31 protein-coding genes are annotated in these 26769 nt (G+C 38.9%); all 31 read right to left on the bottom strand.

The genetic code is table 11. The annotated features are described in order from the left end of the window. Nucleotides 1–5: 5 nt before the first annotated feature. The gene (locus CD33_RS17240; protein WP_036203034.1) at nucleotides 6–1133 is read right to left on the bottom strand and encodes a protein-glutamate methylesterase/protein-glutamine glutaminase; all 1128 of its coding nucleotides are present in this window, start codon (nucleotides 1131–1133) and stop codon (nucleotides 6–8) included. After that, complete coding sequence (locus CD33_RS17235) at nucleotides 1134–2006, bottom strand: MinD/ParA family protein (protein WP_036203031.1); 873 nt, start codon at nucleotides 2004–2006, stop codon at nucleotides 1134–1136. Next, nucleotides 2003–3154 (bottom strand): flagellar biosynthesis GTPase FlhF, encoded by a 1152-nt coding sequence (flhF, locus tag CD33_RS17230; RefSeq protein WP_036203028.1) that lies wholly within the window; start codon nucleotides 3152–3154, stop codon nucleotides 2003–2005. The genes CD33_RS17235 and flhF overlap by 4 nt, the downstream gene beginning before the upstream one ends. Then, complete coding sequence (gene flhA, locus CD33_RS17225) at nucleotides 3151–5190, bottom strand: flagellar biosynthesis protein FlhA (protein WP_036203026.1); 2040 nt, start codon at nucleotides 5188–5190, stop codon at nucleotides 3151–3153. The genes flhF and flhA overlap by 4 nt, the downstream gene beginning before the upstream one ends. A 21-nt stretch (nucleotides 5191–5211) precedes the next feature. Continuing rightward, a complete protein-coding gene (flhB, locus tag CD33_RS17220) occupies nucleotides 5212–6300 on the bottom strand; it encodes a flagellar biosynthesis protein FlhB (protein WP_036203023.1) in 1089 nt (362 codons plus the stop codon). Nucleotides 6301–6303: 3 nt separating this feature from the next. Next, nucleotides 6304–7080, bottom strand: a complete 777-nt coding sequence (gene fliR, locus CD33_RS17215) for a flagellar biosynthetic protein FliR (protein WP_036203021.1) — start codon at nucleotides 7078–7080, stop codon at nucleotides 6304–6306. A gap of 4 nt (nucleotides 7081–7084) precedes the next feature. Further along, nucleotides 7085–7354 carry a flagellar biosynthesis protein FliQ gene (gene fliQ, locus CD33_RS17210; RefSeq protein WP_036203018.1) on the bottom strand — a complete coding sequence of 90 codons (270 nt, stop codon included), beginning with the start codon at nucleotides 7352–7354 and terminating at the stop codon, nucleotides 7085–7087. Nucleotides 7355–7366: 12 nt separating this feature from the next. Beyond that, a complete protein-coding gene (gene fliP / locus CD33_RS17205; protein ID WP_036203016.1) occupies nucleotides 7367–8032 on the bottom strand; it encodes a flagellar type III secretion system pore protein FliP in 666 nt (221 codons plus the stop codon). Next, entirely contained in the window at nucleotides 8032–8712 is a 681-nt protein-coding gene (locus tag CD33_RS17200; protein ID WP_036203013.1) for a flagellar biosynthetic protein FliO, read from the bottom strand. The genes fliP and CD33_RS17200 overlap by 1 nt, the downstream gene beginning before the upstream one ends. Before the next feature lie 4 nt (nucleotides 8713–8716). After that, entirely contained in the window at nucleotides 8717–9079 is a 363-nt protein-coding gene (locus CD33_RS17195; protein WP_036203010.1) for a response regulator, read from the bottom strand. 20 nt (nucleotides 9080–9099) lie between these two features. Next, nucleotides 9100–10338, bottom strand: coding sequence for a flagellar motor switch phosphatase FliY (gene fliY, locus CD33_RS17190; RefSeq protein ID WP_036203007.1), 1239 nt, complete (start codon nucleotides 10336–10338; stop codon nucleotides 9100–9102). Further along, nucleotides 10331–11326 (bottom strand): flagellar motor switch protein FliM, encoded by a 996-nt coding sequence (fliM, locus tag CD33_RS17185; protein WP_036203004.1) that lies wholly within the window; start codon nucleotides 11324–11326, stop codon nucleotides 10331–10333. The genes fliY and fliM overlap by 8 nt, the downstream gene beginning before the upstream one ends. Before the next feature lie 36 nt (nucleotides 11327–11362). Continuing rightward, the gene (gene fliL / locus CD33_RS17180) at nucleotides 11363–11797 is read right to left on the bottom strand and encodes a flagellar basal body-associated protein FliL (protein WP_036203001.1); all 435 of its coding nucleotides are present in this window, start codon (nucleotides 11795–11797) and stop codon (nucleotides 11363–11365) included. Beyond that, entirely contained in the window at nucleotides 11784–12008 is a 225-nt protein-coding gene (locus tag CD33_RS17175) for a flagellar FlbD family protein (protein WP_036202997.1), read from the bottom strand. Before CD33_RS17175 ends, fliL begins: the two co-directional genes overlap by 14 nt. A 76-nt stretch (nucleotides 12009–12084) precedes the next feature. Then, nucleotides 12085–12888: a flagellar basal body rod protein FlgG gene (flgG, locus tag CD33_RS17170; RefSeq protein ID WP_036202994.1), complete on the bottom strand. Its 804-nt coding sequence runs from the start codon at nucleotides 12886–12888 to the stop codon at nucleotides 12085–12087. Nucleotides 12889–13008: 120 nt separating this feature from the next. Beyond that, complete coding sequence (locus tag CD33_RS17165; protein ID WP_036202991.1) at nucleotides 13009–13386, bottom strand: TIGR02530 family flagellar biosynthesis protein; 378 nt, start codon at nucleotides 13384–13386, stop codon at nucleotides 13009–13011. 13 nt (nucleotides 13387–13399) lie between these two features. Continuing rightward, on the bottom strand, nucleotides 13400–14065 hold the full coding sequence (gene flgD / locus CD33_RS17160) for a flagellar hook assembly protein FlgD (RefSeq protein WP_036202989.1): 666 nt from the start codon (nucleotides 14063–14065) through the stop codon (nucleotides 13400–13402). Nucleotides 14066–14068: 3 nt separating this feature from the next. After that, nucleotides 14069–15385: a flagellar hook-length control protein FliK gene (locus CD33_RS17155; protein ID WP_052130318.1), complete on the bottom strand. Its 1317-nt coding sequence runs from the start codon at nucleotides 15383–15385 to the stop codon at nucleotides 14069–14071. A 30-nt stretch (nucleotides 15386–15415) separates the two neighbouring features. Beyond that, nucleotides 15416–16006 carry a MotE family protein gene (locus CD33_RS17150; protein ID WP_036202986.1) on the bottom strand — a complete coding sequence of 197 codons (591 nt, stop codon included), beginning with the start codon at nucleotides 16004–16006 and terminating at the stop codon, nucleotides 15416–15418. Between the two features lie 4 nt (nucleotides 16007–16010). Continuing rightward, a complete protein-coding gene (gene fliJ / locus CD33_RS17145) occupies nucleotides 16011–16460 on the bottom strand; it encodes a flagellar export protein FliJ (RefSeq protein WP_036202984.1) in 450 nt (149 codons plus the stop codon). Further along, nucleotides 16460–17785: a flagellar protein export ATPase FliI gene (gene fliI / locus CD33_RS17140; RefSeq protein WP_036202980.1), complete on the bottom strand. Its 1326-nt coding sequence runs from the start codon at nucleotides 17783–17785 to the stop codon at nucleotides 16460–16462. Before fliI ends, fliJ begins: the two co-directional genes overlap by 1 nt. A gap of 4 nt (nucleotides 17786–17789) precedes the next feature. After that, the gene (gene fliH / locus CD33_RS17135) at nucleotides 17790–18581 is read right to left on the bottom strand and encodes a flagellar assembly protein FliH (RefSeq protein ID WP_309299213.1); all 792 of its coding nucleotides are present in this window, start codon (nucleotides 18579–18581) and stop codon (nucleotides 17790–17792) included. Beyond that, nucleotides 18565–19578: a flagellar motor switch protein FliG gene (fliG, locus tag CD33_RS17130; protein ID WP_036202975.1), complete on the bottom strand. Its 1014-nt coding sequence runs from the start codon at nucleotides 19576–19578 to the stop codon at nucleotides 18565–18567. Before fliG ends, fliH begins: the two co-directional genes overlap by 17 nt. 15 nt (nucleotides 19579–19593) lie before the next feature. After that, nucleotides 19594–21183 (bottom strand): flagellar basal-body MS-ring/collar protein FliF, encoded by a 1590-nt coding sequence (gene fliF, locus CD33_RS17125; RefSeq protein ID WP_036202973.1) that lies wholly within the window; start codon nucleotides 21181–21183, stop codon nucleotides 19594–19596. A gap of 112 nt (nucleotides 21184–21295) precedes the next feature. After that, nucleotides 21296–21565, bottom strand: coding sequence for a flagellar hook-basal body complex protein FliE (fliE, locus tag CD33_RS17120; RefSeq protein WP_176400054.1), 270 nt, complete (start codon nucleotides 21563–21565; stop codon nucleotides 21296–21298). Nucleotides 21566–21636: 71 nt separating this feature from the next. Next, nucleotides 21637–22092, bottom strand: coding sequence for a flagellar basal body rod protein FlgC (flgC, locus tag CD33_RS17115; RefSeq protein ID WP_036202967.1), 456 nt, complete (start codon nucleotides 22090–22092; stop codon nucleotides 21637–21639). 2 nt (nucleotides 22093–22094) lie between these two features. Next, complete coding sequence (gene flgB / locus CD33_RS17110) at nucleotides 22095–22487, bottom strand: flagellar basal body rod protein FlgB (protein ID WP_036202965.1); 393 nt, start codon at nucleotides 22485–22487, stop codon at nucleotides 22095–22097. 326 nt (nucleotides 22488–22813) lie between these two features. Beyond that, entirely contained in the window at nucleotides 22814–23593 is a 780-nt protein-coding gene (codY, locus tag CD33_RS17105; protein WP_036202962.1) for a GTP-sensing pleiotropic transcriptional regulator CodY, read from the bottom strand. 89 nt (nucleotides 23594–23682) lie between these two features. After that, nucleotides 23683–25077, bottom strand: coding sequence for an ATP-dependent protease ATPase subunit HslU (gene hslU, locus CD33_RS17100; protein WP_036202958.1), 1395 nt, complete (start codon nucleotides 25075–25077; stop codon nucleotides 23683–23685). Beyond that, nucleotides 25074–25622, bottom strand: coding sequence for an ATP-dependent protease subunit HslV (hslV, locus tag CD33_RS17095; protein ID WP_036202956.1), 549 nt, complete (start codon nucleotides 25620–25622; stop codon nucleotides 25074–25076). The genes hslU and hslV overlap by 4 nt, the downstream gene beginning before the upstream one ends. A 19-nt stretch (nucleotides 25623–25641) precedes the next feature. Next, a complete protein-coding gene (gene xerC / locus CD33_RS17090; protein ID WP_036202953.1) occupies nucleotides 25642–26538 on the bottom strand; it encodes a tyrosine recombinase XerC in 897 nt (298 codons plus the stop codon). Nucleotides 26539–26769 lie beyond the last annotated feature (231 nt).

Genomic DNA, 26769 nt, shown 5'->3' with positions numbered 1-26769 from the left:
TCCTCTTAGGGCAAATATTTCATAATCGCTTCGGCAATATTGTCAACATCTACAATCTCATTGACAAGCTGTGTTTCTACGGCTGCTTTAGGCATCCCATAAACAATACACGTTTTTTCAGACTCTGCAATCGCCATTACATTGCCATTTTGTTTTAATTGCATTAGACCTTTTGATCCATCTGACCCCATTCCCGTCATGATGACTGCTACTTTATCCATGTCAGTGATTTTACTAACACTCTCAAACATAACGTCAACACTTGGCCGATGCCCAGATCTAGGAGGCTCTGTTTGATCTAAAACGACTTGGTAGGAAGATGCTCGTTTCACCAGCTTCAGATGTTTGCCACCTGGTGCTACATAGGCAACCCCGTTTTGTAGTAGATCGCCATCTTCCGCTTCCTTCACTTTTACTTGACTTAATTGATTCAACCGATCTGAAAGAGATTTCGTAAAACCTGCAGGCATATGTTGAACAATCAGTATAGGTGCCTTGATGTTACTCGGTAACTTTGTTATGACTTCCTGTAAAGCTCTGGGTCCCCCAGTAGAGGTACCGATTAATACAATCTTTTTTGCTAGTTGATTCCAACCATTCTTTTTAAGCACATCTTTATTTACAATAGGTGCAACTTGGGTTATAGGGTTATTGACGAATCGAATATCTTGATTTTTCGGGATTGGCGCAGGAGTAAAATTAGTTTTTTGAAGCTTGGTTACTGAGACATGTGCTGCATGTTCAACTTTTTGCACTAATTCTGCTTTAATTTTGTGTAAATCAAGCGAAATGGTCCCGCTTGGTTTAGCAACAAAATCAACTGCACCATATTCCATCGCCTTGAGGGCATTTTCCGCACCTTGAAGAGTTGTACTGGACAGCATAATTACAGGTACGGGTGATTCCCGCATAATTTCCTTTAATGCATCCAACCCGTTTAACTCCGGCATCTCAACATCCATTGTGACAACATCGGGCATTAAGCTTTGGATTTTTTTAATTGCATCTTTTCCATTCCGGGCAGTGCCAACAACTTCAACCTTCGTGTTGCCTACAAAAAAGTCGCTAATCAGCTTTCTCATAAAAGCGGAGTCATCAACTACCAAAAGTTTGCTTTTATTCGAGAATCCCAATTAATCACGCCCTTTCGAGAAAATATTTCTTAATTTTGATAAAAAAGTGTTCTGCTTATTTCGGCCATGAACTTCAACCAAATTACGATTCACAAATTGCTGAACCATTACCTTCAATGTCTTTGAAATATTACTGTCGGGATAAGCAATGGAAAATGGTACTTGTTCACGAACGGCTTTTCTAACAGCAGGGTCTTCCGGTAAAGAACCGAGAAGAATCACCTCTTTATTTAGGAAGTGTTTCATTGTACTTTCCAATCGATTCAGCGTTTCTTGACCATCCTCTTTTGAATAGGCACGATTGCATAATAAGTAAATGGTTTTATTTTCATCACGCACATGAATGTATTTCATCATGGAATAAGCATCTGTGATGGCGGTTGGTTCTTCCGTAGTTACGACAATTATTTCTTCGATAGCGCTAATTAAGTCCAATGACCAATTTGTTGCACCAGCACCCATATCAAATAGAATATAATCATAGGTCTTTTGTAGTTCAGCAAATGCGTTAAGTAATGCATCGATCATTTCTCTCGACCATTCCATCACAGAAGACATGCCTGAACCACCGGATATATATTTTAGGTCATGTGGACCTTCATATACCACTTGATCCAAAGATACTTCACCTAATAGATAATGCTTCAAATTGTACTGAGCCGTTTTACCTATTAATATATTAACATTTCCCATACCGATATCCATATCTAATACGACAACTTTCTTGCCTAATTTCAAAAGATTAATGGCAAAGTTAGTAGAAAAATTACTCTTTCCTACGCCGCCTTTCCCACTGACTATCGCAATTGATCTCCCTAAAGCACCTTGACTTTGCAGCATTTTCAATCTTAAGTTTTCAGCTTGGTCTCTCATTCATATTCTCCTTGAAAGAACAGTTCAAGAACTGCATCCAAATCGGCTACTTCAATGTCTTCTGGTACTTCTTGTCCATTCGTATAGTAAGCAAGTCCTTTATTATATTTAATCATTAAATTATACATAGTGCCAATAGAATTTGTTTCATCTATTTTCGTAAAGATATATTTACCTATAGGGATTTCACCAAATTGCTGAATTATCGACTCCATATCCTGTTCTTTCGCAGTCAACGCCAATACCAAGTATGATTCAACTTCTTCATCGAAATTAATCATTTTCTTCAGGTCATCTACATATTTAGCTTCCTTGTAATTACGTCCGGCCGTGTCAATGAAAACTAAATCAAGATGCGCAAAATTTTCGATGGCTTTCTTGTAATCATTCGCATTATAGACAATTTCAACAGGCGCCTGTAATAGATTCGCGTACGTTTTTAATTGTTCGATTGCTGCTATTCGATACGTATCGGTTGTAATAAAACCAATCTTTTTCTTTTTCTCCAATACAGATCTTGCGGCCATTTTTGCAATGGTTGTTGTTTTCCCAACGCCCGTCGGCCCAAAAACATTAATATATTTTTTCTGATAGGAAAGACCACCCATCGGAAGTTCTTTCAGTAACTCCCTAAGCACTTCTTTCGTAATTTCCTTCATCTCTACTTCGGTTAGTGGCGCATTTTTTTGTTTTTGATGCACAAAAAGCTCATCACTTATTGCCGTGATGAGCTCTTCACTAAGTTCTTGACGTTTCAAGAAGTCAATATAAGGCAGAAAATTCTCTGGCAATTCGGATTGAATTGTATGCTTTTGCATCGATTTCATCATCAACTTCAAGTCAGCGATTTCACTTTTCAACTCTTTCGATAATGTATCGTCGATATGTAATTTCGGCTGTTCTTCGGGTTCTTTGTATTGAATCGTCTTTGTATTTGATTGTAAATCTGGAAGCTGTGGAGACATTGTTTTTGTCTCCACTTGATCTACTCCAGCCAGTACTTCAAAATTCTTTTGTTTTATAAGACCGAACAACTTTTTCGTAACGATTACTTTAGAATTTATAATAACAGCATCTTCGCCTAATTCTGCTCGAACTAATTTCATTGCTTCCGAGATTGAAGGTGCTGTATATTTTTTCATTTTCATTCTACATTCACCACTCCAACACTTTGAATTTCAACATTTGCATCTAATTCGTTATAGGACAAAATCGGGATTTGTGAGAAGTATCGCTCGGTTAATTGTCTTAAATACATTCGTATTCCTGGTGAACATAGAATGATTGGAGATTGCTCCATAAAGGATACTTTCTCTACTTCCTTCGCAATTGCTTCCAATACATTTTGGGAATCCTGAGGATTCATTGCAAGATAGTTGCCATGATCTGTTTGCTGGACACTATCAGCGATAAGCTTCTCTATTTTTCCGGGAATCGTTATTACTTTTAAACTATCTCCACCAGAGACATACTGAGACGTTATTTGTCTTGCTAATCCTTGGCGTACATATTCTGTCAGAACATCTGTATCACTAGTTACCTTTGCATAATCCGCTAAAGTTTCAAAAATAATTGGCAAGTTACGGATAGAAACATTCTCTCTTAATAGTCTAGCCAAAACTTTCTGAATTTCACCGATTGATAAAGGTGTAGGTGTTAGTTCTTCCACTAATATTGGGTAATTTTCCCTTAAGTGATCGATTAATTGTTTTGTTTCTTGGCGTCCCAATAAATCATGGGCATTGGCACGGATAATTTCAGTCAAGTGAGTAGAAACGACACTAGGTGGATCCACGACGGTGTAACCGAGCATTTCGGCATCCTCTTTCACTTTTTCCGTAATCCATTTTGCAGGCAAACCAAAGGAAGGTTCAATTGTATCGATTCCTTCAATTGAATCATCATCCCCTGGACTCATGGATAAATAATGATCAAGAAGAAGTTCCCCTCTCGCCATCTCATTACCCTTAACTTTAATTCGATACTCATTCGGTTGTAATTGAATATTATCCCGGATACGCACCACCGGTATGACAATACCGAGTTCCAGTGCCAATTGTCTTCGAATCATCACAACGCGGTCTAATAAGTCCCCACCTTGAGTAGCATCGACTAAAGGGATTAAACCATAGCCAAATTCAAACTCAATTGGATCCACATTCAGAAGATTGACGACATTTTCTGGACTTTTCATTGTATCGGCTGCCACTTCTTCTTCAATTTCCAGTAATTCCTCCGGATCATCCGATTTCTTTTGCTTATTATTGATGAAATAAGCTCCACCAATCAGTACAGCAGCAATAGGCATTGTGATCCATTCAGGTAGTGGAGTGAAAAGACCTAATAGAAGAATCGCCCCTCCAGCAATATAAAGTAATTTCGACTGCGCAAACAGTTGATTGGCAATATCTTCTCCCAAGTTTCCATCGGATGCAGCTCGTGTCACAACAATCCCTGTTGCTGTAGAAATAAGAAGTGCAGGAATTTGGGCTACCAATCCATCCCCTACCGTTAAAGTTGAGAAATGGGTAGCAGCATCAGCCATTTCATAGCCAAGCTGCACCATGCCAATGATAATACCAAAGAGCAAATTGATGAACACCATGATAATCGAGGCGATGGCGTCACCTTTAACAAATTTTGTAGCACCATCCATGGCTCCATAGAAATCGGACTCTTTCGAAACTTTATCGCGTCTTTCCCTTGCTTCCTTTTCCGATATCATCCCGGCATTCAAATCTGCATCAATACTCATTTGTTTCCCCGGCATTGCATCCAATGTAAAACGTGCCGCAACTTCTGCTACACGTTCGGAACCTTTTGTGATAACGATAAAGTTAATAATAACTAATAACATGAAAATTACTAAACCGACTAAAATATTTCCACCAGTTACGAATTCACCAAACGTTTCAACAACATCACCGGCATCACCCTGAGCTAAAATAGCACGAGTTGTAGAGATACTTAACCCCAGCCGGAATAAAGTCAATAACAAAATGACTGAAGGGAAAATGGCGAAATCTAATGCTTCCCTCATATTCATCGCCACTAACAAAACCAATAATGACAATGTAATATTGATAATAATTAAAAAGCTTAATAACCATGTCGGTAGAGGGATAATGAGCATCGCTACAATCATAATTACTGCAGCCAAAACACCTAAGTCACGAATTTTCATGTTTTTCCCTCCTACTATGGTCTAAATTTTGCGCTTTATACGATAAACATAAGCTAATATTTCTGCTATCGCTTTAAAAAATTCTTCAGGTACCTGTTGACCAATTTCCACTTGGTCGTACATCGCCCGGGCAAGTGGCCGATTCTCCACCATTACAACGTCATTTTCTTTTGCGATCAATTTAATTTTCTGAGCCACATAGTCTGTTCCTTTTGCAACAACCTTTGGTGCTTCCATATTTTGATCATCATATTTCAGGGCAATGGCATAGTGAGTCGGATTGGTGATGACCACATCCGCATTCGGTATTTCCTGCATCATTCTGCGCATAGCCATTTCCCTTTGACGCTGCTTGATTTTCGACTTGATTTTCGGGTCACCTTCAGCATTTTTATATTCATCTTTTATGTCTTGCTTCGACATTTTCAATTGTTTTTCAAACTCATATTTTTCATATATGTAATCGATCAATGCAATAACGACCAATGTTAACGAGGCAGCTATCCCCATTAACCCCGTAAGCTTTGCTACAGTAGTTAATGTATCCCAAGGGCTTTGGAATGATAACGATAAAACTTCCTCCAGGTTCATCCAGACAATAACCACTGTCACGGTTCCTATAAATGATATTTTCAATATAGATTTAATCAAGTTGACAATTGCTCGAACTGAGACAATTTTTTTGATGCCTTTGATGGGATCCATCTTCTTTAAATCTAATTTCATCGTTTCCGTTGTGAAAAGAAAACCAAATTGCAGGAAGTTTGCCGCAACTCCTGCCACAACTGCGATTGCCATAAAAGGTAAGATAATCAGGGCCATTTCTTTTAAGGAATCCGTATACATTTGCATGACGGTTTCCTCGTTGACGGTTTCAATCAATATATTCCTCTCGAATGCCTGATGCAAGAAGCCAAATAGCCCTTTAACCATCATCGGACCAGTAAAGTACAAAAATAAAAACAGTAACAACAAGACAATGGCAGCTGTTACATCCTGGCTTTTTAGAACTTGTCCTTTTTTTCTGGCATCTTGTCTCTTTTTAGGTGTTGCTTTTTCGGTTTTTTCACCGGCAAAAAACTGTAGATCTAATCTAATTAATAGTTTCAAGCTTTAAGCACCACCTAGCATTTGCATGAAATCTCTCATTGAAAGTATCATCATTTCTATCACTTTTTCCATTACTTCAATCATGACGCCCATCGATATAATCAAAACGAGGAATCCGACAGCTATCTTGATAGGGAAGCCCACAACAAAGATATTCAGTTGGGGTACAGTTTTGGCTGTGATCCCCAAAGCCATTGTTACTAAAAATAAAGTTGCTACTACCGGCGCCGACATTTGAAAAGCAATAATAAAGACGGAGCCAAAGGTTCTAATAACAAACTCTGCTATATTATCATTACCGAAATCAGGAAAAACCTGATCGATTGGCAAAAATTGATAGCTATAATAGATTCCATCCAAAATTAGGTGATGGCCGTTGATAGCCAACAATACAAACAGGATTAAGAAATTAAAAAACTGACCCATCAAAGGGGTCTGAGTCCCTGTTTGCGGGTCTATCACATTTGCCATGGCAAAACCCATTTCAAAGTCAATAAATCCGCCGGCTATTTGAACAGCAGTCATGACCATATAGGCGACAAGCCCAATCAGAACACCGATAATTGCTTCTTTTAAAACGAGTAATAGATAATTCCCATCAATGGGAATTGCTTCTACATTTATCGTATAATACATCATCCATGCAAAGACGACAGATAGAGCAATCCGCAATTGAGGAGGAATTCGACTGTATGAAAAAAAAGGGACTGATACAAAAAAAGCAGAGACTCTGACGATAATCAGCAATAAAACGGAAATTTCAGGAATGATTTCTGTCATTTGATCACCCTATATACCGCGTTAGATTATCTAAAATGTCAGCTACATATGAAGTCAGTTGCGAAATCATCCACGGTCCAAAAAAAATAATTCCCACTAATACAGCAACTATTTTCGGTACGAATGCTAAGGTTTGCTCTTGAATTGATGTAGTCGCCTGAAAGATACTGACAAGTAAACCCACTATAAGAGCAATTAGCAGCAACGGTCCCGAAACAATGAGGACAATCCATATCGCTCTCTCTGCAATTGCAATGACCATTTCTTGCGTCATCTATATCATCCCCTAAAAACTCTGAAGTAAAGATTTTATCACTAAGTACCATCCGTCTACTAATATAAATAATAAGATTTTAAATGGTAATGATATCATCACGGGCGGCAACATCATCATCCCCATGGACATAAGGACACTTGCCACAACCATATCAATTACCAGGAATGGAATAAAAATCATAAAACCAATTTGAAACGCTGTTTTTATTTCACTTAAAGCAAAAGCTGGAACGAGCATAGTTAGTGGAATCTCTTCCACTGAGGCTGGTCTTTCCGCTTGATTGTAATCCAAAAACAACTCTAAATCCTTTTGTCTCGTATGCTGTGCCATAAATTCCTTAAAAGGCAGAGAAGCGCGATCATACGCCTCTTCCAAGCTTATCTCTTCGTTAAATAATGGCTGTAGTGCTTGTTCATTCACTTCCTGGAATGTCGGTGCCATTATGAAAAATGTCAAGAATAGGGCCAACCCGATCAATACTTGGTTTGGCGGCGATGTGTTCGTCGCCAAAGCTGTTCTCGTAAAAGAAAGCACAATCATGATACGTGCAAAAGATGTCATCAAAATTAAAATACTGGGTGCTAAAGATAAAACCGTTAATAACAGAAGTAACTGTACAGAAGTTGAAACATTGGCCGGATCGTTTTCAGAAAAGAGTGAGATAAAATCTTCCATTACTTATCCTTCTCCTTTTCCTTCCATTTGTCCAATTCACTTTTACGGGTTTTCGTAAGTTCCGTAAGTCGTTTATTGAACATTACGCCAAAGTCTTGATTTGCCTGTTTAACTTCTGCTTCTTCCTGTGAGTTGGTGCCTTTTAGCTTTCTAACTAAATCCAAAATATAAGGTGTTGTACTGCTGGCGATCGTTTGTTTTTCTTTATAAAACTCCAATAATCGCTCTACTTCTTCCGGATCATTTATTTCTCTAATCAGTTGGACATCATCACCGACACCGACAATATATAATCTGTCGCCTATATGAAGGAGCTGGACAGATTTTTGAGCACCTACGGATATACCGCCAATATTGCGGACCACACTGTTTTGTTGATAGTTCCCACTCTTTTTATTTAAAAACTTAAGAACAAATAGTAAAAGTGCAAGTACGAATACAAGGGAAATCAACATTTTCATGTAATCCCAAATACCCAGTCCCACGTCTGGCGAAGTTGATTTTTCTTCTTCAACAGACGTGTCTGAATCTTCACAGCCTTCAGCTTCAGGATTTTGCCAACAATCTGAGACAGATTGATTACCTTGTGCTGCATAAGCGTAATTCATTGGTGCCAGAAAAGTTAATGCGATCACGATTGCCAAACAAAGTTGAACTATTGCAGAACCTTTTCCGTTCATTTTATCAACCTAGTGCTTTTTGAATTGCTTCAATTACACGATCAGCTTGGAATGGTTTTACAATAAAGTCCTTGGCTCCAGCCTGGATTGCATCGATTACCATGGCTTGTTGTCCCATTGCCGAACACATGATGATTGTAGCACTTGGATCTGTTGATTTAATTGCTTTCAATGCAGCGATTCCGTCCATTTCCGGCATCGTAATATCCATTGTCACTAGATCGGGATTTAATTCATTATATTTTTCAACAGCTTGTAGGCCATCTGCAGCTTCTCCAACTACATCGTAACCATTTTTTGTTAAAATATCTTTTATCATCATGCGCATGAATGCCGCATCGTCTACTATCAAAATCTTCTTAGACATGTAATTCCCTCCAAATAGTTCTATTTCAAATTGTTTAATCGTTCTGCTTGACTCATAATATCTGTAATTCGTACTCCAAAGTTTTCATCGATAACGACTACTTCACCTTTTGCGATTAAACGGCTATTCACTAAAATATCGACTGGTTCACCGGCCAACTTGTCCAATTCAATAATGGATCCTGATGCCAATTGCAATATTTCTTTTACCGAATGCTTAGTTCGCCCTAATTCAACCGTCACCTGTAACGGAATATCGAGCAACATATTTAGATTGCGTGCTTCATCCTGTGTTATTCGTGCACTTTCAAAGGATGCAAATTGAGCTTGCTGTACATTTACAGGCTGCTGTGGATGCTGATAGGTAGGCATCGCATAGCTTTGCGGCATCTCTTGATAAGTCGTAGCAGCTTGTTGCTGATAAACAGGCGGCTGCTGATAAACAGGTTGTTGCTGCATCGGTTGTTGTACAGGTTGTTGAACGGCCTGTGCAGGCGCAGAAGGTTGTTGACTAGCTGCAGGCTGCTGCACTTCAGCTGGTTTAGACACTTCCTCTTCACCGAGCAATGACTTGACTAATTTCTTCCCAAATTGAAGTGGGAAAAGTTGCATTAAATTAGAGTCAATTAACGTTCCGATTTTTAAGCGGAATGAAACTTTCACCAACAAATCGTCTTCAGGAATTTGATCCGTTCCTTCATTTGCCGAGATATTCATTAAATCAATCGATGGTGGTGAAATATCCACCTTTTTATTGAATACTGTGGACATGGATGTAGCAGCAGACCCCATCATTTGGTTCATCGCTTCCTGTACAGCGCTCAGTTGGATTTCACTTAGGTCTATGCTTGGATTTAAACCATCTCCACCAAGCATTAAGTCAGCAATAATTGCAGCATCTTCCTGTTTAATAACTAATAAATTTGCTCCGGATAAGCCTGTAGTGTATTCCACTTGTACTGCTACATAAGGATGCGGAAACTCTTCTTCTAAATAATTTCTGTTCAGAATCGAAACGATCGGTGTCGTAATATCTACTTTTTGACCTAATAGTGTAGAAAGGGCGGTTGCTGAACTACCAAATGAGATATTTCCTACTTCACCTAGTGCATCTTGTTCCATTGGGTCTAAATAGTCTTCGACACGCAGTGGTTCGTTATCTGTAGAAGATTCAGATGCTAAATCGTCAAGCTTGTTGTCCAACGATTCGCCCCTTAATAGCGCTTCAATTTCTTCTTGGGAGAGCATACCATCACTCATCTTCGTCTCCTCCTTCTATGGGTGCAATAATCTGGATTGCCATTTTTTTATTTCGTTTTCCTGGCTGTGCAGTGAATTTCGGTATACTACCTACTTTTAAGAGCAGCGGTTCCTCAATATTTTGCTCCAATTCTATGACATCGCCAATATTCATATAAAGGAAATCTTCGATAGAAATATTGGTCGTGCCGAGTTCCGCAACTAAAGGTAATTCTGCTTGCTTCACTCGTCTTTCTAACATTTGCGCTTGTTCCGGCGAAGCTTCTTTTGTGTTGGATTGCATCCAATATTGAACAGATAAATTCTGAATAATCGGCTCTAAAACAACATGAGGTATACAGATATTAATCATCCCGGTTGTCTCGCCTATAATTGTATTCAAGGAAATAACGATGACCGTTTCATTCGGTGAAATCATTTGTAAAAACTGCGGATTCACTTCCAATTCCACCAAGATGGGATCGATTTCTGCGATTGTATCCCAAGCTTCACGTAGATTATCGAAAGAACGTTCGAATAAATTCGTCATTATTTTTTGTTCAATTTCAGTTAAATTTGCCACATTACTATAGCTAGAACCAGCGCCACCCATCATACGGTCTAGCATGGAGTACGCGATATTCGGATTGATCTCCATTAAGATATTACCATCTAAAGGCGGCACTTCAAACACATTTATTAATGTCATATTTGGAATCGAACGGACAAACTCTTCAAAAGGTATTTGATCGACTGATGCTACTGTAATTTGGACATATGTTCGTAGCTGGGCCGAGAAAAATGTTGTTAATAACCTTGCAAAATTTTCATGTATACGGGTCAAACTACGGATTTGATCTTTTGAAAAACGAAGAGCCCGTTTGAAGTCATAGATTTTGACTTTCTTTGTTTCCTCTTCTTTTTTCATGTCATCCGCTGACATTTCACCGGTTGATATTGCAGAGAGCAGCGCATCAATTTCGGATTGGGATAATACATCTCCCGCCATTTGCCCACCTCCATTTCAAGATGTTTGACATTTAGATTACTGGATGATGTAGGAGGTAATATAAACTTGCTGTACTTTACCCTCTTGCATCAGTTCGTTTAATTGTGATTTTACCGTTGATTCAAAGGTTGTTTTGCCTTCTTTCCCTTTTAAATCATCTTCCGCCATTTCGGAAAGCTGAGTAATCACAAGATTTTTTGTTTGGAAATCTCTTTTCGTTAATTCTTCGGCAGCTTCTACACTATCTGTTTGTATTTTTAATGAAAGCATGATAATTCGATTATCAGCCAAATTAGTCGTAATTTCAGTCACATCAACTGAAGCCTCTATTATCTCATCTATTGACGGTTCATGTGTTTCAGCGGTTGATTGTTTATTAAATTGTGTTAATAAAACAAAAATTACAACCCCAATTAATGTAATGGACACTAAAATGATGAGCATTACCGTTAATAATTTATTGTTTTTCATCGTCATCACCTCTTAAATGCGGGTTGGATAAAACTTGAATACTTTTATAGAATTGCGCTACTTTTTTTCGAACTTCTTCTTCACTTTCCGTAACAATAAATTTCTTGCCATTGGTCAATGTAATTGTTGTGTCCGGAAATGACTCAACTAATTCTATGTATAGTGCATTTAATGAAAAAGATTTGCCATTCAATCGTGTTAATTCGATCATTGAAATGGGGCCGGGTCACGTATGGAAAGCCGGCCCGACCCTCCTTTGCAATGAAATTTACTATCAAACTAGAATATTATCGTTTTAAGTTTACCAACTCTTGTAAAATCTCATCTGATGTTGTGATAATACGGGAGTTTGCTTGGAATCCACGTTGTGCTACAATCATGTCCGTGAACTCTTCCGAAAGGTCAACGTTCGACATTTCAAGGAAACCTGATTGGATGGCACCCTTACCGCCTGTTTGGGCTGTTACGTCAGCATTAGGAGCCCCTGATGCTGGAGATTGTTTGAAATAGTTAGAGCCTACTTTTTCTAACCCTTCGCTATTCGGGAATTTCGCTAAGCTTATTTTTTGAGCAGAAGATAAAGTGCCATCAGCAGCAACAATGTTTACTGTACCATCTTGACCAATTGACATACTTTGTGATGTAGTAGGAACATTAATTTTCGCCCCACTTGCATCCAGCAAGTACATACCATCTGCCGTTACGATATCTCCCATTGCATCCATGTAAAAATTACCGGCTCTCGTATAAGAAATATCAGTTGATCCCGATTGTGGCGCTACTCGGAAATAACCATCACCAGAAACTGCTAAGTCCAATACACGACCCGTAGATTGCAATGCCCCTGTTGTCGAAATTGTATCGATTGCAGCAATTTGTGATCCCAAACCTACTTGTTTTGCGTTAACCCCACCACGTGTAGCAGAAGGGGCGGTTGAACCAGCAGTCGTTTGCGAAATTAGATCTTTAAATACAACTCGCCCTTTTTTGAATCCGTATGTATTTACATTTGAAATGTTGTTCCCGATTACATCAAGCTTCGTTTGGAAGTTTTTTAACCCGGAAATACCTGAATACATTGAACGTAACATTGTTAGTCGTTCTCCTCTCGTTTATCCGTTAATTTTTTGTTTTCTGTGCTGCGTCTGTCAGTCGGCAGCATATAGGCATCCATATACAGTCAGTTGTTAGACTTGTTATTGGTCCTGCCTTTATAGGACGATTGTTCCGTCGATATTGGTGAACAATTGATTTTTTGTTTCAGAGCGTTCCATTGCTGTAATAACCGTTTCGTTTTTTGCACTTACGATTAATGCCGCTTGATCCATTAACACCAGTGGTTGATTCACGCCTTTTGAACGTGCTTCCACTACTTTTTCCGACACACGTTGCCACTCTTGTTCAGAGATAGAAATATTTCGTTCCATTATTCTATCGTTCGCATGTTTACTAATCTTTAGCGGTTGATTACTGGTAACTTCTTGTAAATGATCAAAGAAAGATTGTTTGGACTGAACAGAGCCAATCTTCGTCTTTTGTGTCTGTATGGTCAGTTGCAGCGGCAAGTGCTGAATTGAGATACGATTCATCTCGGTCACCAACCTATTCACTTATCAATTCGAATTGATCCTTTTGCAAACGTGTACCATTATTTAGAATGTATTCTATCAAACTGCCATTTGTTGTGACTGATTCAATTTTCGCCGATAGTTCTTCGCCATCCAATTGATAACGGACCATTTGCCCAATTATTTTGCTTGCTGTTACGAGTGGATTTTCGGCAGCTTCAGAACCCGAAGCTGTTCCATTATTTAAAATGGATGAAATATGACCTGGAGAAATCTCTTTTCCATCTCCTAAAACAAAGATAGGTTCACCATCTTTAAACTTCAGTTCATTAATGACACCAGAACCTTCATTGATTATATTTTTCCCTGCTTCATCCACTTCTTCAGTTATCTCATGCCATTTAACTTCTTTTCCGATGAATGAAGTATATGACATCAGTTGTGTTTCATTTTGCGAAGCCAGCAAGTCTTGCATGGCTGTCGTCATATTTTGCATTTGTTCTAAAGAAGAGAATTGAGCCATTTGAGAGATGAATTCTTTATCATCCATTGGTTGTGTCGGATCCTGGTTTTGCAATTGGGTAATCAAGATATTTAAAAATGCATCTTTTCCAAGGCTGGAGTTGTCACCAGTTTTACTGATTTTCGGCCCTTTTGTTGAAGCTAGAAAATAATCATTGGAAATCCCTGTTGTTGCCATTGTCTACACCTCCTCATTTATTAAATAGTCATTAAAGGACATTTTTTCTGACTCATCCTCTGTGTCATCTTGTTCATTTTCTTTTTTGCCTGATTGTTGTTTGAACTGCTGTCCAAACTGGCTTTGGTCCTTTAAGTTGCGGTCAGTTTCCTGCAGACTTTGCGCAATATCGATTCGGTCCATTTGGATGTTCGCATTCGCAAAGGCATTTTTCAATTGGTGCAACTGACTATCCAAGAGTTCTTTCCCAATAGCGGTTGTTGTCAGCATTCGAGCAGATAGTACACCATCCTGTTGCATAATTTCTATTCGAATAGAACCTAAATTCTCAGGATAAAGCTTTAGTAGAAGCTTTGTCGTTCCAGGTGAGCTGGAAATTTGACTGCGGTTCAGCAAATTTTGTATCTCTTTAGCAAGTGCTTCGGATTGTGCTCCCTTTTGTGCTGGAAGTGTAATTGTTATCGTCTTGGGCGTATTTGTTATACTGGATGTTATTGCAACCGAGTTATGAGTTGTTTTGCTTGTTTCGGTTGTATCTGTGATTTCGACTGTTTCTGTCGTTTTCATTATTTTTTGAACTATTTGTTCAAAGCCTTGCAAATTAACTTTCCCTGTTGGCGTTTCGGCTATCTGGTTCGTTGGAACAATGCTTTGTGAAGGAACCAGCTTTGCAATACTTCTTAACATCTGGTCGATTTGTTCCAGAGCTGATAATTGATTTGATAACAGATCTGTATTTTTACCCGACACTTGGGCTAACTTCATGAATTGAACTAGCTGTTCTGCTTGTTTCGGTGTTACTTTATGTTCGCCTTGCAGAGCAGTAACTAATTGCTGGACAATCTCAGTATCCTGAATTAAAGCCGAGTTGATTAGTTGCCATACGTCATTTGTCGCTTCAACTTTGACACCCGTCAATTGCTCCAATGTATCCGCCAACTGAGCAGGCTCGATGCCAAGTACCGAAAGCAAATTATCCAAATTCATCATTTCATCGAAGGATAACAATTGGCCTTCTTCTCCAACCTGTATTGCCAACAAACCTTCATCATGTGGAATTTCCAGTAGATCGACAACTTCTTCCATAGTGTTGGCCGATAGTAATTCTACCAACTGTTCGAGATTAATCGACTCTTTCCCTACTTCCGACGTGTTGGGAGGTTCACTTTGAGTTGCAGCAGCAACTGCTTGATTCAATACGTCGCCAAAGCTATCTGGTTTCTGTGTTGTCTGTGTTGAAGCTGCTGATGGTGATTGGTTTTTAACAACCGGCTTTGTGTTGATGCCCAAATTTGAAATTTGCATTAATCCTATATTCACATTTTCACCTCCTTCGACAAAAACGTTTCATTATTGCGATAATAATTCGGTGTAACGGGCAGCATCTTCAGGACTCATTTTCGCCAATATGGCTGATAGGATATCTGGTTTCATGCTTGCCAGAATCTTTACAGCCTCCTCGTCACTCATCGCTACTAGGATCGGAGCTGCGGACTTTGCCGACATTTGTTCAAAAGATTGCAATATACTCTCGAATTCCTGTTGTGCGGCGGCTTGATCGCGTTGCAATTTTTCTATCTCGTACTGGAGTTGCTCTTGTTCAGTTATATTTTCCTGGTTTTCGGCTTGCGCCTTTTCCAATTCTGATTGCAACTTTTCGATTTCCGCTTCTTTTTCTTTCACTTCTGCTTCCAAACCAACAATTTTTTTATTAAACTGCTCTGTTACATCACTAACGGAAACTTCTTCAGTGCTTTTTAGGTTTGTAAACTCGGCTGCTTTTTCAAAAACATTAAAGTTGAAAACGGTAGCTATTACAAGAAGGATAGCTAGTCCAAACAGCAATGGAATGATAAACCAAAAAAATAGCTTTTGAAAAATTCCTGGTGACTTTACTTCATGTGTGCCTATATTTTCTTTTTTTTGTTTCCCTTTTGCCATGAAATCACCTAAATTCCTTCTTTGTATACATAAGAGTAGAAAGTTCATCTAAATAAAGCGTTTCTTCTCTGTCTTGCTCACTCTTGAAGATCGCGAAATCTTTTTCTCGCATTTTTTCAAATTTACGAATCTCCAAGTTTTTTTCTAATAGTTTCTGTTCGTGCCAGTTCATTTTTGCACGGGCTTGTACAACTTTTTTTTGCACTTCCGTGATTGAACGTTCCAGACTATCAATAAACGTCGCAAAGTGGTGGATTTGATCGATGGAAGAACCAATTGCCAATCGATCGTTTTGATAAGTAATCAAATCTTCTTTTTTCTTTAGAAGGTCATATAGCTTTGTCGCAACTTCTTCAAATGAACGTACCGATTCTTTATAAGCTTGTTCTGTCTGCTGTTTTTCCTGCTCACGAATCGTCAATATCTTCTCAAATCGATATGTATACTGAACCATTATCTTCCTCCACCATTTGATAACGCGATTATTTCGTTCACTGTGTTCTCCAGTGAGACCTTATCTTTGTACCCTTGTTTTAAAAAGTTCGTGATAAGAGGCTCATATTGAATTGCTTCATCAATTTCATTTGATGTCCCTCTTTTATATGCACCGATATTAATTAGATCTTCCGATTTTGCATACGTATAATAAAGCTCCCGAAGTCTTTCAGCTGCTTTTACATGTTCCGGCAAAGAGATGTGGTTCATTAGACGGCTAACACTCTTGAGTACATTGATTGCAGGATACTGACCTTTATTTGCCAATGTACGGTCCAAAACGATATGTCCATCGAGTATTCCCCGAACAGTATCGGCAATTGGCTCATTCATATCATCTCCATCGACCAACACTGTATAGAATGCTGTAATGGAACCATGTTGATTTGTACCTGTTCTTTCAAGCAATTTAGGCAAGATTGAGAACACTGAAGGGGTATACCCTTTTTGTGCCGGTGGTTCACCAGTTGCCAGTCCAATTTCCCTTTGTGCCATGGCGACCCGGGTGACAGAATCCATCATTAACATGACATTCAAGCCACGATCTCTAAAGTATTCGGCAATGGCAGTAGCCGTGAAAGCTCCTTTAATACGCATTAATGCCGGTTGATCGCCGGTTGCTGCAACAACGATGGAACGTTTTAAACCTTCTTCACCTAAATCCCTTTCGATGAATTCCAGCACTTCGCGTCCACGCTCACCGATTAACGCAATTACGTTTAAGTCGGCTTTTGTATTTCGAGCAATCATGCCGAGCAAGGTACTTTTCCCAACTCCAGATCCCGCAAATATGCCTACCCGTTGGCCATTGCCCACGGTTAACATTCCATCAATTGCTTTTACTCCCACTTCGAGTTGATCTTTGATAGGGGGCCGTTTTAAAGGATTGGGAGGTTCCTGCTCTGTTTGAATGGTCATCAACCCTTTCGGAAGGGATGAACCATCAAAAGGATTTCCCATTGAATCCAACACTTTTCCAATCAGTTCAGGTCCTACTTTGACTTCAAGAGGTTTACCTGTTCCTTCAACAAGACAGCCGATTGATATTTCCCGGATGGAAGTGTAGGGCATTAAAACGACAAATTCATTATTAAATCCTACCACTTCCGCTAAAATTACTTGATGACCATTTTTCGGTGAATTCACATGTATTTTGCATACATCACCAATTGAACTTTCAGGACCCTGTGACTCAATCATTAAACCGACAACACGACTTACCTTACCAAACTTCTTGAATGTTTCAATAGATGGTATTGTATTTATTAATTGAGCCGCTTTCATCCTATCATTCCTTACTATCTAATATTTCACTCAGTTTCAAACGCAGTTCACTTAATTGTTCGTCTATCGATACTACAATCCGGCCATGGTTTGTTTCTATATAGCTTTCCGTCTGGTTCAAGTCTTCATCAACGAAAACGAGTAACGGCACATCCGTTGGGAACATCTCCACTAGCTCGCTTCGATGTTGTGTTATTAGATGATGGTAAATAGGTGATACATAGATTTTGATTTCTTTCATTTCTCTGGCTTCCTTGAGCCCTCTTTTAACAATTGAAAGAAAAACTTCATCATCTCGTTCTAGAGAGGCACCTATAATTCGTTCAGAAGCCGTCATTGCTAGTTCCAATATGACTTGTTCTTGTTCTTGGATGTAGTCTTGTGCTATAAGACGTGAATCCTCAATAACTTTGTTGGCGACAGCCAAGGAGTCAGCCATATCTACATGGGCTTTTTTGATGCCTTCTTCATAGCCTAGTTGAAAGCCTTGTTCGTACGCATTTTGCTCCAAAACAAGTTTTTCCTCTTCCCACATCTTTTTTAGCTGCTCCAGAATATCCAACTGTTCTTGTCTATATTGTTCAAACTCTTGCTTTTGCGATTCAATTTCTGATGCCGCACTTGATAAAATACGGTCCCTCTCAGCATAGATTTCTTCCTTGGAAAATGCTGTATTTTGGTTACTTTCTACTCCATCAAAATCAGCCTTAAACAAATTTCGAAGTTGTATTTCCACTTGTTTTTCTTGCTGCTGAACCGTTCTGCTCGAGCGGATGATTCTAGACAATGACGTCATCTCCTCCACCACGAGCTATGATGATTTCCCCAGCATCTTCCAGTCGTCGAATAACCCCGACAATTCTGGATTGGGCTTCTTCAACATCGCGTAAGCGTACAGGACCCATGATTTCCATTTCTTCCTTAAATGTGTCAGCCATACGCTGTGACATATTTCGGAATAATATATCCTTCACTTCTTCACTACTTACCTTCATGGAAAGAAGTAGATCTTCGTTTTCACAATCACGTATAACACGCTGAATCGAACGATTGTCCAGTGTAACAATATCTTCGAATACGAACATTCTCTTCTTGATTTCTTCTGCCAGTTCCGGGTCTTGGATCTCGAGTGCATCGAGAATTGTTTTTTCTGTTTGACGGTCTACACCATTCAATACATCGACAACTGCATCCACGCCACCAGTTTCAGTGTAATCCTGTGTAACTGTGGATGATAATTTGCGTTCCAGAATCGATTCGATTTCACTGATGACTTCAGGAGAAGTCGAATCCATCACGGCAATTCGCTTTGCAATATCGGCCTGAACCTCTTGAGGCAAAGATGACAAGATGACGCCGGCTTGTCCAGGATCCAAATAAGATAAAATCAATGCGATCGTCTGAGGGTGTTCGTTTTGGATAAAATTAAAGATTTGGCCGGGATCCGCTTTTCTTGCAAAGTCAAATGGACGTACTTGCAGGGAAGAAGTTAGGCGATTAATAATCGCTTGTGCTTGATCCTGCCCCAATGCTTTTTCTAAAACGGTCTTGGCGTATCCAATTCCACCTTGCGAAATATAATCTTGCGCTAAAGCGATATGGTGGAATTCTTCGATGATATCTTCCTTTATACCTGGTTCAACCTTTTTGACACTTGAGATTTCCAACGTAAGACGTTCGATTTCCTCTTCATTTAAATGTTTGTATACAGAAGCAGAAACTTCTGGCCCTAAAGAAATTAAGAGTAAGGCTGCCTTTTGCTTTCCCGTTAATTCTTTTTCTTTTTTGGACATGTTAAGACACCCCCATTAATCTTCAGTAATCCAACTGCGTAGTAGCTTTGCAAAATCCTCAGGTTTTTCCTTCGCCATTTTTTCAAGCTGTTTACGGCGTATTGTTCCTTCTGTTTCTTTTTCTTCATTAATATCATTTACTCTTAATGCTTCTTGTTCTTCGATAATTGTAAGCTCATCTTCAACTTCTTTTCGTTTTCTAGAACGTATGATGAAGAATACGAGCAATAAAATGACTGCAACCAAGATTCCACCGATTACCCAAACCCACCAAGGAATGGTTGTTGTTTCTTCACCTATTGGCGCATCATTGCCATAGAAAGGTTGAACTGAAACGACTACTTTTTCGCTAATTTGTTCGTTCGTTAAGTCCCCTGCCGATTCTTTATCTATTGTTGTACGAACAATCGTAGATAGAATTTGTTCTATATCGCTTCTTACATCATCTGAAAGAGACGCTGCATCATCCGGATTTGGCGGCTCAACCATCACTTGAATTCCGATATCGCGCACTTTATACGGACTTTCTTGGATTTCTTTTGTGATGCGATTGACATCTTTGTTAATCGTCTCTTCTACTTTTTCGTAGTCGCCATCACCGCTCGTTACTGAGTTATAATCCACAAAATTATCTGTTTCCGATCCTGCTTCCGGTGTTCCTGAAGCAGCATCCATTCCGGAATACGATTCAGTGATACGTTGGGCACTGATTTCGATTCCTTCCATATTTTCCTCATCTACAGGCACTACCAGATTTTCCTGACGGTTCTCTTTTTTGAAATCGATATCTGTTGTTACCGAAACAACAACCTTATCATTCCCCATTAAAGTGCCGAGCATTTGTTGCACTTGTCTTTGCAAGTCGCGCTCAATCGTTTTCTTTACCGCCATCTGACCTTCTACCGAGTCAACCGAATTGGATCCCGATGCCGATTCTAAATCGTAATATTCGGAGTATTGATTGGTAATAACTATGTTGTCCGTACTCAAGTTTGGAATACTTTTAGAAACCAGATTATATAACGTTGAGATTTGTTCGTTTGAAAACTGATGGCCAGGTTCTGTATCCAGGACGATGGATGCACTCGCCTCTAGCCCTGTGTCATTTACAAATACACCTTGTTGAGGCATATTGATCATGACATTCGCATTTTTCACACCATCTATTTGTTTAATCAGCTTCGCCAGCTCTGTTTGCGTAGCAGCAAGCTTGATGACATTAAATTCATTGTCCGTCATTCCGAATCCCGCATTTGATGTAAAGAAGGAATTGTTAATCTCTCCGGATTCAGGGTATCCTTGTGCAGCAAGGGATACTGTCAAAGAATCCACTTGTTCTTCCGGCACCAGGATATTCGTCCCCCCAGGAGCAATTTCATATGTAACGCCTTGTGCAGTTAGTACTTCAGCAATTTGTCCAGCCTCTGTGGCAGAAAGTTCAGTAAATAACGGCGCCATTTTTGTTCTCGTTGAGAAATATGTAAGTATAGTTGCAAGTGCAATTACACCTATTAATGTTCCAACAATTGCAACTTTTTGATTTTTCGTCCGACTCTTCCAAAATTGTGTTGAGTCGCTTTTCACTTTTGTAAAACGTTCATTCATTAGCTATCCCCCGATTTTTGTGAATACACCTTACAAACAAACCCACCTAGGTGCATCTGAACTTGTCACCTATGGCAATCTAATGGTGCAGATAAAGAGTTGCTAAATGAAGTTAAATACTCATTCTCATTATTTCCTGGTATGCTTCAATTGCCTTATTGCGAACTTCCAATGTTGCATTTAAAGTTACACCCGCTTTTTGAGCAGTAATCATGACTTCATGTAAATCAACATCTTCACCATTGATTAACTTTTGTGTCATTGCATCTGATTGAATTTGTTGATTATTCACAGAAGCAATTGCATCTTTTAATGTACTAGCAAAAGATTGCTGTGCCTCAAATGGCGTAGCAGCCACTTTCAATCTATTTGTTTCATCCATCGTTTGAGTATTTGCAACAGATAATGTTATTGGAGTTATTGCCAAGTTGACTCATTCCTTCCACTTATAAATTATTTACCAATTTCCAATGCTTTTGTTAACATCGATTTACTTGCGTTCAATACTGTTATATTCGCTTCATAAGAACGAGTTGCAGAGACCAAATCCACCATCTCAGTAAGCAAATCTACATTGGGCATTTCTACATATCCATCTTCGTTAGCATCAGGATGAGAAGGGTTGAAGACTAATTTGAAAGGCGTCTGTGTATCGTCGTTAATCTTTGTTACCTTAACACCATTGCCGGCGTTTTCTTCTTTTCTCATCGCACGGTTCAAGAAACCTGAGAATTGACCATTGTCTTCGGTCAATGTTACGGATTTCCGGCGATACGGTTCCCATTCGCCATTCACCTGTTTAGCCCGAGTCGTATCGACATTTGCGATATTTGATGAAATAACGTCCATTCTTAACCGCTGTGCCGTTAACGCAGAGGCAGTTGTATTCATGCTAGAAAAAATAGACATATTTATCTGCCTCCTTTAATGACTGTGTTCAAACTATTGAATTTACTGGAAATGCGTTCGATTAGAGCATTATAGTAAATTGAATTTTCTGCCAAACTCGCTTGCTCTGCATCCATATCAACACCATTCCCATTGCTGCGGTAGTTGAAGTTTTCATAACTGTAAACACCCGGCGTGGATTGTGTGATTTCAAAATCATAGTGACGGATATCTGTTCGAGCCGCAGAAATTGTTGATTTCTTTGCATCTGACAACATTTTCTCAAAACTGACATTTTTCGCCTTATAATTAGGAGTATCTACATTCGCTATGTTCTGAGCGATTGTTTTATTTTTCAATGATGCATAATTCAGTCCACTTTCAAGTTTACTGATTGTTCCTCCGAACAAGTTCAAACTATTCACCTCAAAATCTATTTTTATATTACATTATATTTCATTTCGATAACTTAATTTTAAAGTATAATACTACAAAGTGTCTATTGGCATTTGTTGTTTTTTAATAGTCAATATTACCTATTTTTTCGTATTATAGTCTTATAAACATTCACAATTCTTCACAATTTCCACTATTTTGACAGGACAAACTACTAAAATTTCAAGTGTAGACTTATTATCTAATATAATCTAGTAAATTGCGACCAGTAAATTTTGTATATTTTTGGGACAAAAAAATAAGATTCCGTCAGTCATATGACAGAACCTTTATTTTTGTTTCAGGTTTATTTCATCTTAATTTCAGCTAATGCTGTTAAGAATTTATCATTCAACACTTTAATGTAAGTACCTTTCATCCCTAAAGATCTAGATTCGATAACCCCAGCCGATTCCAGTTTACGTAAAGCATTGACGATTACCGAACGGGTAATTCCCACGCGGTCTGCAATTTTCGACGCAACCAGTAAGCCTTCATTGCCATCCAGCTCTTCAAAGATATGTTCGATTGCTTCCAATTCACTATACGATAATGAATTGATCGCCATTTGAACCACAGCTCTGCTGCGTGCTTCCTCTTCGATTTCTTCAGATTTTTCACGAAGAATTTCCATGCCGACAACTGTCGCTCCATACTCAGCCAAGATTAAATCATCATCCTCAAAGCTATCTGTTAATCTTCCCAAGATTAACGTGCCTAAACGCTCACCACCGCCAATGATTGGTACGATTGTCGTCAAACCATTTTTGAATAGGTCACGGTTTTCAGTTGGGAAAATTGTATGTTCACTGTTGATATCAATATTTGGTGAAGTTTCCGTGATTTCGAATAAGTGCTGTGCGTAATCTTCAGGGAACTGTCGCTCTTCAACCATTTTTTGGATTCGAGCATTTTCAATTTGTTGGTGGATTGAAATACCCAGCAGTTTCCCTTTACGACTTACGATAAATACATTGCTATCTATAATATCACCAAGAGTGTCAGCCATTTCTTTAAAGTTAACTGGCTTCCCTGCCGATGCTTGTAGCATCGAGTTGATCTTACGTGTTTTTGCTAATAAATTCATTTTAAAAATATCCTCCTAAAGGGTGCTTATAATAATTCACTTAATATTCTAAAGGTTTCTACAATTTATTGTAACTAATTCAACTCGAATTATAAGATAAATTGTGACAAATCTTTGTTTTTTGAAATTTTTTCGAGTTTTTTGTCGACATATGCTGGTGTTATTTCAATATGTGCAGGTGATATTTCAGATGCTTCGAATGATAACTCTTCCAATAGACGCTCCAATATTGTATGCAATCTTCTCGCCCCGATATTGTCCGTCTCTTGATTTACTTCCGTAGCGATTTCAGCAATTCTTTCAATGGCATCATCCGTAAACTCGATGGTCACGCCTTCTGTTTCCAACAAAGCTTTATACTGCAAAATGAGTGATTGATCAGGCTCTTTCAAAATTCGTATGAAGTCTTCTTTCGTCAACTTTTCCAGTTCGACGCGAATCGGGAAGCGCCCTTGCAATTCAGGAATTAAGTCACTTGGTTTAGACATATGAAAGGCACCAGCTGCAATAAAGAGCATAAAGTCGGTTTTTACCGGGCCATATTTTGTGGTAACAGTTGAACCTTCTACAATAGGCAAAATATCTCTTTGTACGCCTTCACGCGACACATCTGCCGAACTTGAGCCACGACTAGCAATTTTATCGATTTCGTCGATAAAGATAATACCCGATTGTTCCGCACGACGGATGGCCTCCTGAGCTAATTCGTCTGAATCGATCAACTTATTGGCTTCTTCTATAATCAGTACTCGCCGAGCATCCTTGACTTTCATTTTACGTTTCTTCGTTTTCTTTGGCATTAGACTGGAAAGCATATCCTGCATTCCCGAAGATCCCATATCCATGCCCATACCAGGCATTAAATCAAAAATCTGCGTATTTTGTTCAGTAACTTCAACCGTTACCCATTCATCTTCAAGTTTACCCGCTTTTAGATCTTGGGCAACTTGAGAACGCTTTGAACGCGTTGCCGTTTCATCTTCCGTCCGATCCTCGTCCACACTGCTATTATTTTGCCCAAAAAGCATTTCCAATGGGTTTTGGGCCATTTTTGTCTTGCCTTTTGATGGAACAAGCAATTTTACTAATTTTTCATTAGCATTCAGTTCTGCAGCATCTTTTACAGACTCCATCATTTCGTCTTTTACAAGCCGTTGCGAGCTTTCTACTAGATCACGCACCATTGATTCAACATCACGGCCTACATAGCCTACTTCTGTAAACTTGGTAGCCTCCACCTTGATAAATGGTGCATTCGTTAATTTTGCAATTCTTCGTGCAATTTCCGTCTTCCCTACACCAGTTGGACCTATCATCAAGATATTTTTTGGAATGATTTCATTTTGCAACTCTTCGCTTAACAGGGAACGTCTATATCGATTTCTCAAAGCAATTGCTACTGCACGCTTTGCATTATTTTGCCCAACAATGTGACGGTTTAATTGTTCAGTAATCTGTCTTGGCGTTAAATTTTGTTTTGTCATTCTTCAAGCGCCTCCACTACAATATTATGGTTCGTATAGACACAAATATCAGCAGCTATTGTAAGAGCAGCTTTTGCAATCTGACTTGCTGTGAGATGTTCCCCAGAATATTGTTTCAATGCTCTTCCTGCGGATAATGCATAATTGCCGCCTGACCCGATTGCCAAGATGCCATCATCAGGTTCAATCACTTCCCCTGTACCAGATACCAGCAATAGCGTTGACTGATCCATTACCAAAAGCAGTGCTTCCAACTGGCGAAGCATTTTATCTCCCCGCCATTGCTTTGCAACTTCAACTGCCGCCCGCTGCAGGTTCCCACCATATTCATTCAGCTTGGATTCAAACATTTCAAATAACGTGAATGCGTCAGCTACTGAGCCTGCAAATCCAGCCAATACTTTTCCATTGAATAGACGTCTGACCTTTCTAGCAGTATGTTTCATGACAACCGAATTGCCCAATGTAACTTGCCCATCACCTGCCATCGCACATTTCCCATTATGATGTATGGCAAATATCGTTGTTGCATGGAATTGTTCCATTATTTTCATTCCTCCTAAATCACGCTCGTGGATGAGTATTCATATAAGTATTTCGAAGATGTTCTTTCGTAACATGTGTATAGACCTGTGTTGAAGACAAATTTGCATGGCCAAGGAGTTCTTGAACAGTCCTTAAATCGGCTCCCTGGTTGAGTAAATGCGTCGCAAAAGAATGCCTCAACATATGTGGATAGATTTTTGTGTGCATCGACGCGTTTTTAATCATCTCGTCAAGTATATAACGTACACCGCGTGGAGTAAGTTCTCCCCCGCGCATATTCACAAACAGTTTCTTATGACTTTGATTTTTCATCAACTTCACACGAACTTCTATATAATTACTTAACGCCTCATGTGCATACTGTCCAAAAGGAATAATCCGCTCTTTTCTACCTTTCCCCATTACTCGGATAATGGAATAGTGAAAATCGATGTCTTCTATTTCTATCGACGTGCACTCGCTTACCCGGATGCCTGTTGCATACAATAATTCCAATAAAGCCATATTTCGAACCGACTTGTCATCCTGTCCGACATTTCTTTCGAATAATTGTGAGAGTTCTTCTTCATAGAAGAAATTTGGCAGCCGTTTCTCCTTTTTTGGGTGATAAAGTGAACGAAAGGACGAATCATCCAAGTTAAATTCACGGTTTAAGTATTTAAAAAATGAGCGGATGGAAGAAATTTTTCTTGAAATTGAATTTCTTGCTTTCTTCTCATCATAAAGTTTTGTTACGTATACCCTTGCATGAATATATTCAACATCAGCCAGATTTGAAATACCTTCAGATTTTAGAAAGTTTAAAAAATCATTTAAATCAAATTCATATTCTCTTACAGTATGTACTGAGAAGTTTTTTTCGAGCTGAATATACTTGAGAAACTTATCTAGGCTTTCTGCAAATGTCAGAAACATAGCAAAACACCTCCAATGAAATTACATGAGAAGAAAATAAGGCGAATTTTCATGCTCTTATGAGGAAGATGAATCTTATCTCATTTTCAACAATATCTCTAATTAATTATAGAATATAGAAAACATACATTATGACACTAAACCTATCTTGAACAGATATCAAGCCTTTATTAAATAAAATTTGTAAAAAATGTGTAAACCACTACTACTCCTATAACATTTAGCATAAAA

It is taken from the genome of Ureibacillus sinduriensis BLB-1 = JCM 15800 (genome assembly GCF_000772955.1).
GTDB lineage: Bacteria > Bacillota > Bacilli > Bacillales_A > Planococcaceae > Ureibacillus > Ureibacillus sinduriensis.
This window is presented reverse-complemented; position numbering and strand designations above follow the sequence as displayed.

Coding starts and splice junctions, on each gene's coding strand:
- fliR (WP_036203021.1), bottom strand. CDS start 7,080: ATGACAGAAATCATTCCTGAAATTTCCGTTTTATTGCTGATTATCGTC.
- CD33_RS17150 (WP_036202986.1), bottom strand. CDS start 16,006: ATGGCAAAAGGGAAACAAAAAAAAGAAAATATAGGCACACATGAAGTA.
- fliJ (WP_036202984.1), bottom strand. CDS start 16,460: ATGGTTCAGTATACATATCGATTTGAGAAGATATTGACGATTCGTGAG.
- flhF (WP_036203028.1), bottom strand. CDS start 3,154: ATGAAAATGAAAAAATATACAGCACCTTCAATCTCGGAAGCAATGAAA.
- CD33_RS17195 (WP_036203010.1), bottom strand. CDS start 9,079: ATGTCTAAGAAGATTTTGATAGTAGACGATGCGGCATTCATGCGCATG.
- fliP (WP_036203016.1), bottom strand. CDS start 8,032: ATGGAAGATTTTATCTCACTCTTTTCTGAAAACGATCCGGCCAATGTT.
- fliQ (WP_036203018.1), bottom strand. CDS start 7,354: ATGACGCAAGAAATGGTCATTGCAATTGCAGAGAGAGCGATATGGATT.
- fliL (WP_036203001.1), bottom strand. CDS start 11,797: ATGAAAAACAATAAATTATTAACGGTAATGCTCATCATTTTAGTGTCC.
- CD33_RS17200 (WP_036203013.1), bottom strand. CDS start 8,712: ATGAACGGAAAAGGTTCTGCAATAGTTCAACTTTGTTTGGCAATCGTG.
- flgG (WP_036202994.1), bottom strand. CDS start 12,888: ATGTTACGTTCAATGTATTCAGGTATTTCCGGGTTAAAAAACTTCCAA.
- fliF (WP_036202973.1), bottom strand. CDS start 21,183: ATGAATGAACGTTTTACAAAAGTGAAAAGCGACTCAACACAATTTTGG.
- CD33_RS17165 (WP_036202991.1), bottom strand. CDS start 13,386: ATGAATCGTATCTCAATTCAGCACTTGCCGCTGCAACTGACCATACAG.
- fliY (WP_036203007.1), bottom strand. CDS start 10,338: ATGAGTGATGGTATGCTCTCCCAAGAAGAAATTGAAGCGCTATTAAGG.
- fliG (WP_036202975.1), bottom strand. CDS start 19,578: ATGTCCAAAAAAGAAAAAGAATTAACGGGAAAGCAAAAGGCAGCCTTA.
- flgD (WP_036202989.1), bottom strand. CDS start 14,065: ATGGCAACAACAGGGATTTCCAATGATTATTTTCTAGCTTCAACAAAA.
- xerC (WP_036202953.1), bottom strand. CDS start 26,538: ATGTTTCTGACATTTGCAGAAAGCCTAGATAAGTTTCTCAAGTATATT.
- fliM (WP_036203004.1), bottom strand. CDS start 11,326: ATGGCGGGAGATGTATTATCCCAATCCGAAATTGATGCGCTGCTCTCT.
- flhA (WP_036203026.1), bottom strand. CDS start 5,190: ATGAAAATTCGTGACTTAGGTGTTTTGGCTGCAGTAATTATGATTGTA.
- CD33_RS17175 (WP_036202997.1), bottom strand. CDS start 12,008: ATGATCGAATTAACACGATTGAATGGCAAATCTTTTTCATTAAATGCA.
- flgC (WP_036202967.1), bottom strand. CDS start 22,092: ATGTCTATTTTTTCTAGCATGAATACAACTGCCTCTGCGTTAACGGCA.
- hslV (WP_036202956.1), bottom strand. CDS start 25,622: ATGGAACAATTCCATGCAACAACGATATTTGCCATACATCATAATGGG.
- CD33_RS17235 (WP_036203031.1), bottom strand. CDS start 2,006: ATGAGAGACCAAGCTGAAAACTTAAGATTGAAAATGCTGCAAAGTCAA.
- fliH (WP_309299213.1), bottom strand. CDS start 18,581: ATGACGTCATTGTCTAGAATCATCCGCTCGAGCAGAACGGTTCAGCAG.
- fliI (WP_036202980.1), bottom strand. CDS start 17,785: ATGAAAGCGGCTCAATTAATAAATACAATACCATCTATTGAAACATTC.
- codY (WP_036202962.1), bottom strand. CDS start 23,593: ATGAATTTATTAGCAAAAACACGTAAGATCAACTCGATGCTACAAGCA.
- fliE (WP_176400054.1), bottom strand. CDS start 21,565: ATGGATGAAACAAATAGATTGAAAGTGGCTGCTACGCCATTTGAGGCA.
- hslU (WP_036202958.1), bottom strand. CDS start 25,077: ATGACAAAACAAAATTTAACGCCAAGACAGATTACTGAACAATTAAAC.